The sequence below is a fragment of the Primorskyibacter aestuariivivens genome (genome assembly GCF_028023675.1).
GTDB lineage: Bacteria > Pseudomonadota > Alphaproteobacteria > Rhodobacterales > Rhodobacteraceae > Marinovum > Marinovum aestuariivivens.
The window spans coordinates 1-11,910 of record NZ_JAQIOZ010000031.1; the positions used below are offsets into that span (position 1 = coordinate 1).

At 62.7% G+C, this 11,910-nt stretch carries 14 protein-coding genes and 4 pseudogenes; 16 read left to right on the forward strand and 2 right to left on the reverse strand.

Annotation, left to right across the window (positions count from 1 at the left end; all coding sequences use genetic code 11):
* The 7 genes and pseudogenes from PGB28_RS21025 to PGB28_RS21055 all read left to right on the forward strand — a co-directional run.
* Positions 1–121: pseudogene (locus PGB28_RS21025) on the forward strand (IS481 family transposase); the annotation flags it as partial.
* Positions 122–131: 10 nt separating this feature from the next.
* Complete coding sequence (locus tag PGB28_RS21030) at positions 132–311, forward strand: hypothetical protein (RefSeq protein WP_271423487.1); 180 nt, start codon at positions 132–134, stop codon at positions 309–311.
* Positions 312–319: 8 nt separating this feature from the next.
* Positions 320–499, forward strand: coding sequence for a hypothetical protein (locus PGB28_RS21035; protein ID WP_271423488.1), 180 nt, complete (start codon positions 320–322; stop codon positions 497–499).
* A gap of 3 nt (positions 500–502) precedes the next feature.
* A complete protein-coding gene (locus tag PGB28_RS21040; RefSeq protein WP_271423475.1) occupies positions 503–892 on the forward strand; it encodes a DDE-type integrase/transposase/recombinase in 390 nt (129 codons plus the stop codon).
* 250 nt (positions 893–1,142) lie between these two features.
* The gene (locus tag PGB28_RS21045; protein WP_271423476.1) at positions 1,143–2,219 is read left to right on the forward strand and encodes an IS110 family RNA-guided transposase; all 1,077 of its coding nucleotides are present in this window, start codon (positions 1,143–1,145) and stop codon (positions 2,217–2,219) included.
* 16 nt (positions 2,220–2,235) lie between these two features.
* Positions 2,236–2,550 (forward strand): annotated as a pseudogene (locus PGB28_RS21050) (transposase); the annotation flags it as partial.
* Between the two features lie 92 nt (positions 2,551–2,642).
* Positions 2,643–2,888: pseudogene (locus PGB28_RS21055) on the forward strand (ATP-binding protein); the annotation flags it as partial.
* 497 nt (positions 2,889–3,385) lie between these two features.
* Here the strand turns inward: PGB28_RS21055 and PGB28_RS21060 are convergent.
* On the reverse strand, positions 3,386–4,567 hold the full coding sequence (locus tag PGB28_RS21060; protein ID WP_271423477.1) for a cytochrome c3 family protein: 1,182 nt from the start codon (positions 4,565–4,567) through the stop codon (positions 3,386–3,388).
* Between the two features lie 384 nt (positions 4,568–4,951).
* On the opposite strand from PGB28_RS21060, the gene PGB28_RS21065 reads away from it, so the two are divergent.
* From PGB28_RS21065 to PGB28_RS21105, 9 genes are all read left to right on the forward strand, one after another.
* Positions 4,952–6,217, forward strand: coding sequence for a Na(+)-translocating NADH-quinone reductase subunit A (locus PGB28_RS21065; protein WP_271423478.1), 1,266 nt, complete (start codon positions 4,952–4,954; stop codon positions 6,215–6,217).
* Positions 6,214–6,996 carry an RnfABCDGE type electron transport complex subunit D gene (locus tag PGB28_RS21070; protein WP_271423479.1) on the forward strand — a complete coding sequence of 261 codons (783 nt, stop codon included), beginning with the start codon at positions 6,214–6,216 and terminating at the stop codon, positions 6,994–6,996. Before PGB28_RS21065 ends, PGB28_RS21070 begins: the two co-directional genes overlap by 4 nt.
* A complete protein-coding gene (locus tag PGB28_RS21075; RefSeq protein ID WP_271423480.1) occupies positions 6,983–7,777 on the forward strand; it encodes an FMN-binding protein in 795 nt (264 codons plus the stop codon). The genes PGB28_RS21070 and PGB28_RS21075 overlap by 14 nt, the downstream gene beginning before the upstream one ends.
* A 3-nt stretch (positions 7,778–7,780) precedes the next feature.
* Positions 7,781–8,446 (forward strand): NADH:ubiquinone reductase (Na(+)-transporting) subunit D, encoded by a 666-nt coding sequence (locus tag PGB28_RS21080; RefSeq protein ID WP_271423481.1) that lies wholly within the window; start codon positions 7,781–7,783, stop codon positions 8,444–8,446.
* Positions 8,443–9,057 carry an NADH:ubiquinone reductase (Na(+)-transporting) subunit E gene (gene nqrE / locus PGB28_RS21085; protein WP_271423482.1) on the forward strand — a complete coding sequence of 205 codons (615 nt, stop codon included), beginning with the start codon at positions 8,443–8,445 and terminating at the stop codon, positions 9,055–9,057. The genes PGB28_RS21080 and nqrE overlap by 4 nt, the downstream gene beginning before the upstream one ends.
* The gene (gene nqrF / locus PGB28_RS21090; protein WP_271423483.1) at positions 9,054–10,277 is read left to right on the forward strand and encodes an NADH:ubiquinone reductase (Na(+)-transporting) subunit F; all 1,224 of its coding nucleotides are present in this window, start codon (positions 9,054–9,056) and stop codon (positions 10,275–10,277) included. Before nqrE ends, nqrF begins: the two co-directional genes overlap by 4 nt.
* A 3-nt stretch (positions 10,278–10,280) precedes the next feature.
* Positions 10,281–10,775: an FAD:protein FMN transferase gene (locus PGB28_RS21095; protein ID WP_271423484.1), complete on the forward strand. Its 495-nt coding sequence runs from the start codon at positions 10,281–10,283 to the stop codon at positions 10,773–10,775.
* A 61-nt stretch (positions 10,776–10,836) separates the two neighbouring features.
* Positions 10,837–11,232 carry a CBS domain-containing protein gene (locus PGB28_RS21100; protein WP_271423485.1) on the forward strand — a complete coding sequence of 132 codons (396 nt, stop codon included), beginning with the start codon at positions 10,837–10,839 and terminating at the stop codon, positions 11,230–11,232.
* Entirely contained in the window at positions 11,225–11,356 is a 132-nt protein-coding gene (locus PGB28_RS21105) for a hypothetical protein (RefSeq protein ID WP_271423486.1), read from the forward strand. Before PGB28_RS21100 ends, PGB28_RS21105 begins: the two co-directional genes overlap by 8 nt.
* A gap of 40 nt (positions 11,357–11,396) precedes the next feature.
* Here the strand turns inward: PGB28_RS21105 and PGB28_RS21110 are convergent.
* Positions 11,397–11,609, reverse strand: a pseudogene (locus tag PGB28_RS21110) (hypothetical protein); the annotation flags it as partial.
* Positions 11,610–11,910: the final 301 nt, after the last annotated feature.

Consider the following 11,910-nt stretch of genomic DNA (forward strand, 5'->3'; position numbering starts at 1 on the left):
CGCCCGCAGGCTCAAGACCCTCAGCGGGCTGACGCCTTACGAATACATCTGCAAGATCTGGACTTCAGAGCCAGATCGTTTCATCCTAAATCCGATCCACCATATGCCGGGACTGAACAGTTCACCCAACGATGATCCACAGCTGGAAACGGGCGCTTCTGGAAGGCGCGTCGGGCGTGTTCGAGCGGGGCGGAAAGAAGCCTCCGGAGATCGACGAGGAGCAAGTCAAAGAATTGCACGCGAAGATCGGGGAGCTGGCCGTCGCCAACGATCTTTTGTCACGAAAGCTCAAGCCGTGGATCGGCAAGTGAGGCGCAAGATGGTTGAGCCAGCCAATACCAACCCGTCGATTGGCAAACAGTGCAGGCTGCTATCGATCTCGCGCTCGTCGTTTTACTACATGCCCAAGGGTGAGACCGCGATGAATCTGATGTTGATGCGCCAGATCGATGAGCAGTTTCTGGAAACGCCGTTCTTTGGTGTCCGGCAGATGACCTGACACTTGCGCAACGAAGGCCATCTGGTGAACGAGAAACGGATCCGGCGCCTGATGCGGCTGATGGGTTTGATGCCGATCTACCAGAAGCCGAACACAAGCAAAGCGGCGAAAGGGCACAAGACCTATCCCTATCTGCTGCGTGGCCTACGGGTGGAGCGCCCCAATCAGGTCTGGTGTGCCGACATCACGTATCTGCCGATGCGCAGGGGCTTTCTGTATCTGGTCGCCATCATGGACTGGCACACCCGCGAGGTGCTGGCCTGGCGGATATCGAATACGCTGGAAGCCGACTTCTGCGTCGCGGCACTGAACGAGGCCATCGCCAAACACGGTCCACCCGAGATTATGAATACAGATAGTCATACGATTGGTGCCAGTTCTCGGGTGGTTTGACTCAAACACAGATCGACCATTCGCTGGGTTGGTGCCGCATGGCTTTCCGGTGTGATCTGACTCTCACTCCGATCGACCTGACACGTGTCTTTCCCTGGACCTGTCGATCATCCGGGAACGCCCTGCGGCGAGCTTGTCTCAAAGGTGCGCTGTGACCCAAGAAGGGCCTGACCATCCGGTCTCATGACTGTCCTGTCCCTGCATTCTTCTGAGCGATGCTCATTCACGTGCCGCAGGAAAGGATCATAGGATGGCCGAACACTCACAAGCATCTCACGTCGTAGGCGGCGTCGATACCCACAAGGACTTGCACGTGGCTGCGGTCGTCGATCACCAGGACCGCGTTCTCGGTGTCGAGAGCTTTCCCACGACACGACATGGGTACCGCTTGATGCTTGCCTGGATGCGGTCTTTCGGCGATCTGCAACGCGTTGGCATCGAATGCTCGGGCAGCTATGGCGCAGGATTGTTGCGTTACATGCAGGCGGCTGGCGTCGAGGTTCTGGAGGTTACTGCCCCCGACAAGCATGACCGACGCCGCCGCGGAAAGAACGACCACTTCGATGCGGAAAGCGCTGCCCATGCCGCCTTTGCGGAACGGCACACGGTGACACCGAGAAGCCGGGATGGGATGGTCGAAAGCCTCCGTGTTCTAAGGGTTTGTCGCAAGACGGCCGTCCAGGCGCGCCGCATCGCCCTACAGATGATCCAGACGACAATTGTCTGCGCTCCCGACAGATTGCGAGACCCGCTGCGGCAGATGACCCGCATGCAACTGATCCGCACATTGGCAGCTTGGCGGCCTGATCTCACTGCATATCGGGAAGTCGAAGAAGCTTATCGCATCTCGCTCAAATCCTTGGCGCGGCGCCATCTGGAACTGCATGATGAGATCGCCGACCTGGATGGCATGATCGAAGCCATCGTCAAGGAACTGGCCCCTGAACTGCTCGACCAGACGGCGATCGGCTTGAACAGCGCGGCGCAACTATTGCTGACGGCTGGCGACAATCCCGAGCGCCTGAAATCCGAAGCGAGCTTTGCCGCCCTTTGCGGTGTTAGTCCGGTACCCGCATCTTCCGGAAAAACGATCCGGCACAGGTTGAACAGAGGCGGTGATCGCGCGGCCAACAGTGCCATCCACATTATCGCGATCGGCCGGTTGCGATTGGACCCGCGAACCCAAGCCTACGTTACCAAACGCATCGCTGCCGGAAACTCGAAGCTGGAAGCCATTCGCAGCCTCAAGCGCTATATCGCCCGAGAAGTCTTCGGCATCATCATGCGACGCCAGAAGCAGATCAATCAGTCTCAGATCGCCGCTTGACTCTTAGAAGGGCGTCCAGGGCAGCCAGTTCACCTCGTTTGCCTGGACCGAGCGGCTGCGCAGATCGGGAGTGCGTATCTCGATGGATGGCAAAGGCCGGTTCCTCGATAACATCTTCGTCGAGCGGCTCTGGCGGTCGTCGAAGTACCAATGCGTCTACCTCCACGCTTGGGAGACCGGATCAGAAGCGAAGGCGGGCGTTGGGAAATGGATCGATTTCTACAACCGCAAACGCCCACACTCCGCCCTTGGCGGCAAACCCCCAGCCGTGGTCTATTGGCTGAGAAATGAAGAAACCCAAACCGATCAGCAGGACCAAAGAGTAGCTTAAATTACGCCGAAACCTGTCCAAACGTTGGGGAGTAGCTCAGATCTTGTGTCGCTGATCAAGGACTCGCAGGGTCTGTACGACGAAGTAATGCAACTTCATCCGGCGGCGCGCTTCTCTTCAATCTGTTGAGCAAACTCTATGAGCGCACCAGCGTGGTCATCACCACCAACCTCAGCTTCTGAGAATGGGCCCAGGTTTTCGGCTACGCAAAGATGACCACCGCGCTGCTCGACCGTCTCACACACCGCTGCCACATCCTGGAAACCGGCAACGACAGCTACCGCTACAAAGCCAGCTCAGAAGCCGCAAAGAAAAAGAGAAAGGAGGCACCAGCATAGACCACAACATGACCGCTGCGAAATAATCAAAGGTGGGTCAAATCTCGGTGAAAATAACGGGTCACTTCTCAGCAGAAATCAACACCGGAGCACCCCAGGATCACATTTTAGGTGCCATCAGGCACTCCATCGATCGCTTTTTCGAACTTTGCCAGAGGGGCTTTCGGGTCCTTGGCAAGGGTCAAGGGATCGTGGTGGAAGGCGCGTGCCAATTGGCTCACGGATCAGTCACGCGGCCTGGTCAGTGAGCCGTGCGCGCCCGGACGCCACGGGCAAGGCCGGGATCCGGCACCCCGTCATTGAGTTCTGATGGAATAACGCGTTTCGAGTTTTGGTTGGAACAGCAGGATCGCTTTCCCGACCGGGCGGCGGCGAACACGCGATGCAGAATCCTCCTCGCAACGCTGCAGGGGCCGGACCGCAGCACCCAAGTAAGGACGCCCGACGTTACCGGACCGGCGGGCCGGTCCATGTTTCGGGCGCCCGGCGAGCGCGACTCAGCGCAGCAGGTCAAGCCGGTCCATGTCGATGCCCAATGGCCCGCTCAGATCCTCAATCGCGTCGTAGAGCAGTTGCAGCGCATATTGCGGGTTATGGGCATAGGTGCCGGGATCGGCGGTCACCAGCTTCCAGTTGAATGCGGCGCGCAGGCTGCGCGGGGTCCAGGAAGCATAGGCAACCGGACGGTCCCCATTCATATCCGCGGCACCGTCGCCATTGGCATCGGCAAAGAAATAGGGGTAGCGGTTGCCGTCATAGATCACCGGAGCCCCGGCCACCTCGGCGGCGTAGCGGGTGAGCGTGTCGAGCAGCAGCGCCGCGTTGGCGGCAATATCCTCTCGGATACCTTTCGACGTGTCGCCGCTGCCGTCATAGCTTTGCCGCGCGATGCGGATATTCCGGGCACTGTCTTCCAGGTGGCAGGTGGTGCAGGGTTCGAATTCCACTTCCAGCGTATGCGGCTCGTGGCAGGAATTGCAGCTCGCAACTGGGCGGGCATGGAAGAACCGGCCGGAATAGTCGCGCCCGTCATAATGATAGCCTGCCGCGCCGTAACCGCCCAGCCAGGTGGCGGCGGCGGTGGCGTAGTGCGGATTTATGAAACGCAGTTCGGGATTGATCTCGTCGTCTGGCAGACCGGCGATGGCCTTGGCCACGGTGGTCCCAGCGGCGCGCCCCTGGTGGCAGGTCAGGCAGGACGCTTCGACACCGCGCACCGGATGGACCAGCCCGCTGGGAAAAGTGACCTCGCTGATCTCGGCCAGCCCGGCATTGTGGCAGGTGCCGCAATCGACAACGCCGCCGATATTGATCGTGCCGTCAACCTTGCCCGGCTCGGTGCCGTCCAGCCCGTGGAAATCCCGGAACCCTTCCCCGGAGTGACAGGTGGCACAAGCCGCACGAATCTCGCCATCGTCGTCCCAGTGACTGAAGGCTTCGGCTGCCGCGTTGGCATGGGCCGAACGGAACCAGTCAGAGATGGCCTTATCATTATCGATCTCGATCTCGGCAGGGGTAAACGGCCCGGACTTGGGCAGGGCAAAGGGCACCACCGCCCCTTCTTCCGCACCGGCATCCGAATCGGTGCTCTGGGCGATCGCCGGTCCGGCAAGCAAACCGGCGATGAGCCCTGCAGTCATGAGTTTGCTCAAGTAATCCACTGCGGTCGTCTTGGACATTTTGCACTCCTCAAGAATTCGGTTGACCTTAGCCTCGTATGGTGGATTTTAAATTCGCCATATTGTCTGGTTGAGCGCGGGAGCGAATTTCAAATCCTTAAACCATAATAAAATCAAATTTTTATAGTCACCCGGGCAGAACCTGCAGCTCGCGCCCCGCGCCGTTTTCAGTGAGGCGAACTTCAGATTCGGGTGACCAGCTGTTCCGGGGAAATCCCCTTATCTTCCGCGCGACTCTTGCCTAGGAGTTTAGTTTCCCGGCGGCGATGCTATCCTTGATCTAGCTCATGTTTGACCCCGAATCCACCGGCTAGATTTCAAGAGAGTGAAGGCGTCGCTGAAGGCGTGAACGCTTAGGGGGCAATCTGGTCTGTCGGAGGCGGAATGGCATTTCTCAGTACCGGTGCAGGATTGAACCCGGAGTTCCAGTCTCCGCTCGAGGTTTCGGGGACCACCGACGTGATCACCGAAGAGGCGGCGCTGTGCCCGCCTGTCGGCCCCGCCGTGCGTGTCACGCCGCTGGTCCAGGAAGACGAGGTGGTGGCCCGTGGCAGTGCTGTGGCCTGCCTGCGGCACAATCCCGAAATCTGCTTCACCGCACCGATTGCCGGACGTGTGGCCCGGATCACGCTGCAGCCTGGTCGGCTGCTGTCCGAGATTGTGCTGTTCCGAGATGACGGCGCCGGGGTCGAGACACATGACCCGAAGCTGGCCGAGACAGATGCCGGCCTGCGTCGGCTGATGCAATCGGCGGGAGTCTGGCCGTGGCTGAGGCGCCGGCCTTTCGGAGGCATGCCGGCGCAAGGGGAAACCCCGTCCGCGATCCTCGTCATGGCGGCCGACACAAGGCCTCTGTCCCCCGACCCGGTTGAGGCACTCGGCGGCAGGGAAGAGGATCTGGCGCGTGGCTTCGGCGCGCTTGCCCGGTTAACCAACGGCCCCGTCGTGTTTTGCACTCATGGCGATGCCGCGCCGTGGCGCTCGTTTGCATCCGGGCGTATCCAGATCGCGGAACGGGGCACCCGCCATCCACAGGCCTCTGCGGGCATTTGCGTCCACGGCCTCTGTCCCGCCGGTCTCGATACGCCGGTCTGGGACATCCACGCAGAAGATGTCGCGGCGCTCGGCACGCTGCTGAGGACCGGTATCCTGCCGATGAACCGGCTGGTGCGCATCGCCGGTGCGGGCCTGCGCGAAGCGCGGCGGCTCCGCACCCATCCCGGCGCCGATCTGCGGCAATTGACCCGCAGGATCGCGGCGCCCGGCGCGCATGTGATCCTGTCAGGCTCGCCGCTCGACGGTCATGCCGCGCATTGGCTGGCTCCGCGCCACCGCCAGGTCACCGTCCTGCCCCGGTACGAGGCCCCCCGCAGGCAACACTGGCTGGTCTCGGCGCTGACCGAAACCGCCGGTGCCGGACCGGCCATTCCGACTGCCGCGCTGACACAGGCCTTCGGCGCCGTTTTGCCTGCCGCGCCCTTCATACGCGCGCTTGAAGCCGGAGACGACGAGACAGCGATGAACTTGGGCCTGTTGTCGCTTCTGGAGGAAGATGTAGCACTGGCCGATTACGTACTGTGCCACGGCGGACAGCTGATGGCCCAATTGCGCGCTATGCTCGACCGTATCCGCAGGGAATATGCCGCATGATGCGTGGATTGTGGACCCGCGAAACCGTTGCCGCGCTGTTGCTGGCTGCTTACCTGCCGCTGGCGGCCTTCTGGCTCTGGATGGGCGGTGTCGCGGCTTTGGGGCAGCTAGGGCTCGTGGCACTGGTGATCGGCATCTGGCATCTGGTCTTCATGCTGTTGCGCGCGCAGCCGCCGTCGCTTGCCGCCCTGGTGACGGCGCTGGCCATCGCCATGCTGGCACCAGAGAATCTGGGCGTGTTCCGCCTGAGCCTGGGGGTCAGTTTCGGCGTGGTCATGGGCGAGCTGGTCTTTGGCGGCTGGGGTCGCAATGTGGTGAATCCGGCCACAGTGGCGCTGGCTTTCCTCGGTTTCGGATTCCCGACTTTCGACTGGCCCGGATTTGACGCGCCGGTCGCCTGGGCGGCGCTCCCGGCAGCAGGGATCGGCGTGGCGCTCGGTGTCCTGCCGGCAGCGCTTGTCGCCGGGGCGGTGGGCGTCGGGGCGCTGGGGGTTGCGGCCGGGCTGCTTTCGGACCCGGTGCTGTTCGCGGCCGGGATCGTGCTGGTTCTGCTGGTCGCCGATCCCGTCGCCAGCGCCGCCACCACGGTTGGCCGCTGGATCAACGGCGCGCTTTACGGTTGTCTCGTGATCCTGTTTGCGACCTACTGGACCGGGGCGGCACCAGTGCAGGTGGCGGTCTCGGCCGCGCTACTTGCCTCGCTGGCCGCGCCGCTTCTGGACGAGGCCGCGCTCGCCCTCTGGATTGCCCGACGCAGGAGACGACATGGCCGGACGTGACCCGAACCCCCTGCGGCGCCTGTTCGCGCTGCCCAACGAGAGCCGTACCAAGACAATCCTCATGGCCTTTCTCGTGTCCGGCATCTGTGCCGCGCTGGTCAGCAGCGCGACCGTGGTGCTGCGCCCGATCCAGAAAGCCAACCGCGCCGCCGAGGAACAAGCCCGGATCGAAGCGCTGGTTCAGGGTATTCCCGGCATGACCGCTCTGCTCGAACAATCCGGCGGCGCGCTGTCGACCGTGGTCGTCGATCTTGCGACCGGCCGCGCTGCGACAGAGGTGACACCCGCGACGCTGGAAACCGCGCTGGAAGATCCCGGCAACTGGACGGCGCTGTCCGCGGCGCAGGACCTTGCCGGTCTTGGCCAGCGCCCGGATTTCGTACAGGTCTACCTGCTGCGCGAGGCGGATCGGGTCTCGCTGATCCTGCTGCCGCTCAGCGGTCTGGGCTATGGCGGGCGGATCGACGCGATCCTGGCGCTGCGCGGGGACACCAACACGATCGCCGGGCTTGCCGTCACCGGCCATTCCGAGACCCCGGGGCTGGGCGGGCGGATCGACGAGGCGTCGTGGCAAGCGAGCTTTCCCGGCACCGAGCTGCGCGACGGCGCCGGGACCCTGCGCTTCCGCGTGGCACGCGGAGCGGCCTCGGGCGTGCATGAGGTCGATGGCATAACCGGTGCCACACGTACCGGGCGGGGCGTGACCAACATGGTTCGGTTCTGGATGGGACCGGACGGCTACGGCCCGCTGATCGGCGCCATTGCCCGCGGGGAGTTCTGAGTCATGGCGCAGCCCCCAAACCTCTGGAACACGCTCACCGATCCGCTGATCCGGCAGAATCCGGTGACCCTGCAGATCCTCGGGCTCTGCTCGGCATTGGCGGTCACCACCGGTCTCGCTACGGCGCTGACCATGTCGATCTCGCTGACTGTCGTGCTGACACTGGCGGCTGGCGTGATCAGCCTGATTCGCCGCCACATCCCCGACACCATCCGCCTGATCTTGCAGATCGTGATCGTCGCCTCACTGGTGATCGTCATCGACCAGGTGTTGCAGGCGTATTTTTCCGAAATCAGCAAGGCGCTTTCAGTTTATGTCGGGCTGATCACCACCAATTGTCTCGTGCTGGGCCGGACCGAGGCCTATGCCCGCCACCATACTCCTTTACCCGCCATGGTGGACGCCTTCGGTAACGGTCTGGGCTACTCGCTGGTGCTCATGATAGTCGGCGGGCTGCGCGAGCTGTTCGGCAAGGGCGAACTGTTCGGTTTTCAGGTCCTGCCGCTGGTCGATCAGGGCGGCTGGTTCACGCCGCTCAGCCTGATGCTGCTGGCGCCCTCGGCCTTTTTTCTTCTGGGCCTGCTGGTCTGGGCCGTGCGCGCAGTGTTGCCGGAACAGGCAGAAGCGCGCGAGCATACCCCGCCGCTTTCGACGGAGCCTGCGGAATGAGCGAGCTCTGGCATCTCTTCCTCAGCGCCGCTTTCGTCGACAATATGCCGCTGACCCTATTTCTTGGTCTCTGCACCTTTCTGGCCCTGTCGCGGCGACCCGAGGCGGCGATCGGGCTTGGCATTGCGATGACCGGAGTTCTCGGCGTGACTGTCCCGCTCAACTATCTCATCTACCAGGCGTTTCTGACCCCTGGCACCTGGGCCTGGGCGGGGCTGCCCGATATCGACCTGTCCTATCTGGCGCTGATCGCTTTTATCGGCGTGATCGCGGCCTCGGTGCAATTGCTCGAAATGCTGCTTGACCGGTTCTTTCCCGCCACCCATGCGGCCTTTGGCGTTTTCCTGCCGCTGCTTACGGTGCAATGCGCGATCCTCGCCGGGTCGCTCTTTATGGTAGAGCGCAGTTATGATTTCTTGCAATCTGCCGTCTTCGGTCTTGGCAGCGGGGTGGGCTTTGCCATTGCCGTGGCCATGCTGGGCGCCATCCGCACGCGGCTGGCCTATTCCGATCTCCCGGCAAGCCTGCGCGGCCTCGGCATTGCTTTTGTCCTGGCGGGGCTGATGTCGCTCGGCTTTGCCGCCTTTTCCCAGATGGCGGCGGCGCAATGACCGAGATCGCCTTTGCAACCGGGATCATCCTGGCGCTTGTCGTCGGGCTCAGCCTGGGTCTTGTGAGCCTCAGGCGGCGGCTGATCCCCGACACAGGCCTTGACGTGACAGTGAACGACAGCCTGCACTTGGCGGCACGGCGAGGTGACAGGCTGCTCGGCGTGCTGCATGGCGCTGGCATCGGTATTCCGGCGGCCTGTGGCGGCACCGGCACCTGCGGGCTGTGCCGCGTGACGGTGACCGGTGGCGGCGCAGGTCAACCGCAGGCGACCGAGCGCGGTGTCCTGTCGGCAAAGGACCGGCGCGCGGGTGTCCGGCTGGCCTGCCAGACCAGTCTGCGCGGCGATTGTGCGGTTCGGGTGCCCGAGGACATGTTGACCGCCGGGGCCGGTTTCACCGGCAAGGTTGCCTCGGTTCGCATGCTGGCGCCGCTGATCCGCGAAATCGTCGTGGATCTGCCGCCGGATCGATCATCGGAGTTCCGCGCCGGGGATTTCATGCAGATCACCGCCCCGCCCTATACGCTGGATTTCGCAACGCTCGACCTGCCACCGGAGATCTCCGACACCTGGGAGATCGCCGGCTGGCGCGCGCTCAAGGCGCTCTCGCCTGCGCCGGTCACGCGGGCCTATTCACTGGCAACGCGACCCGAGGATATCGGGCTGGCGGTGTTCAACATCCGCCTTGCCGTTCCGCCCGCGGGTCGCGAAGATGAGGTGCCGCCCGGCGTGGTGTCGTCCTGGCTGTTTTCCGTCCGGCCCGGCGACGAGATTGCGCTGTCCGGCCCCTTCGGCGATTTCCACGTCCAACCGACCGGGCGCGAAATGATCTTTGTCGGCGGCGGCGTGGGCATGGCGCCGTTGCGCGCGATGATCCATCAGGAATTGGCGCGCGGCACCGAGCGCCGTATCCGTTATTTCTATGGCGCACGCTCGGCGGTCGATCTGTTCTATGCCGGGGAATTCGACGCATTGGCCAAGCGTCAGCAGAACTTTGGCTTTATCCCGGCACTGTCCGACCCTGCGCCGGGTGACCGTTGGACCGGGGCGACGGGCTTTGTTCATGAGATCCTGTTTGCCGAAATGCAAGCTCACCTCGCGCCCGAAGATTGTGAATACTATCTCTGCGGTCCGCCGGCGATGATCTCGGCCGTGCTGGCCACATTGGCACGGCTCGGCGTCGAACCGGCTTCGATCTTCCACGATGATTTTGGAGCCTGACCGATGAAAGCCGATGCCTTTCTTCCGACGCGCCGCAAAGTCCCGGGACTGATCGGAGTCGCGACCCTCTGGCACTATCCGGGCCATACTGGCGAGGTCGAGCAGCTTTCGGGCCGCGCGTTCGGCACCGGATGGCACGCTGCGGTGGCCTCACCCGGCAGGACCCGGCCCGCCGCTGCCGTGCTCCGGCTGCCTTCGGGGATCGCGGTGGCCACCTCCGGCACCAGCGCGCAGAGCTATGCCCTGAACGGCCGGGTCTATAACCACATCATCGACCCAATGATTGGCGTCCCAGTGCCGGGACACCTGCGCTCGGTGAGCGTGATCGCAGGGGACGCAATGTCTGCTGACGCCAGGGCGACAGCGCTCTGCGCTGCGGGCGAGCAAGCGGGACCGGAGCTCGCGACGCGGCACGATATTGCCGCCCTGTTCCTTATCGATGACCCTGGCACGGAGCGGCGGGTCTATACCGGCCCGATCGCCGATTTCATCCTATGACCGGGTGGGACCGTCGCGAGGATTGCCGCTTGCGGCGGCGCCACCGATGGAAGGAAACGACATGAACCAATACCGCGTGCGCACGCTCATGCGAACCGACATAGCAACTCTGTCCCCCGAAACCCCGATCCGGCGTGCCGCGGCCGTTCTGGTCGATGGCAAGACACCCGCCGCGCCGGTCCTGGGCGATGACGGTGAGCTGATTGGCATATTGACCCAGAAAGACTGTTTCCGTTCCGCCGTGCATGCCAGCTATCACCATGAATGGACTGGCAAAGTCGCGGACCACATGTCGAGAACGGTCATCACGATCAACGGAGGCGACGAACTCATCCGCGCCGCAGAGATGTTCCTTGACCATCCGCACCGCGTTTTCCCGGTGGTCGACGATTCACGTGTTGTCGGGTTGCTGCACCGCAGTCACGTTCTGACGCTTCTTGTACGGATTGGTGGATGACGATAGTTGCACGACCGGGACGGATGCCAACGGTTCTCTCATCGGTCCGGGCAAGAGTCAGGGCAGCATGGCCGAGGGCGATGGCGATGTGATCCTGTCGGGAACAGCTCACCAGAGCATGTGAAGACACGCGAAGGCGCTGTCACGTTAACTTGCCATGTCCGTTACGGCCTTTGTGTATGGGGATTAGGTCGCCACAAGCTTACGCCAACGGGACGGGCTGCAGCTTCGGCACGCAACAGCGTCAGCGCACGGCGGGAGATGAGGTGACGTTGGACGTTCAATTGATTTGCGATGGCGGCGTGGGTCGACAGGAGGCGTTACGCTGATCCCGGCGACGGGAACCGGATTTGTTGCCGTACGCGGCGGCGAGTCGGGGCAAGCCTAGTCAAACTTTGCACAGCCTTGGAATCAAAGGCCGCATGAGGCCAGAAATCAACCGACGGATTCTCCGCAAAGATGGAGGGAAGTCGGGTTTCAGGTCACCCCTTTATAGAGCCCTCTCCCCCTGCATTGCTGCCTGGCTTGGCGATGCACTGTCGAATGGCGTGATCTGCGCAATGAGCTACTCCCCAGTGTTTGGACAGTGTTCAGCGTAAATTAAGCTACTCTTTGCTCCTGCTGACCTGATTGGGTTTCGTCTTTTCTTAGCCAGTAGACCACGGCTGGGGGTTTGCC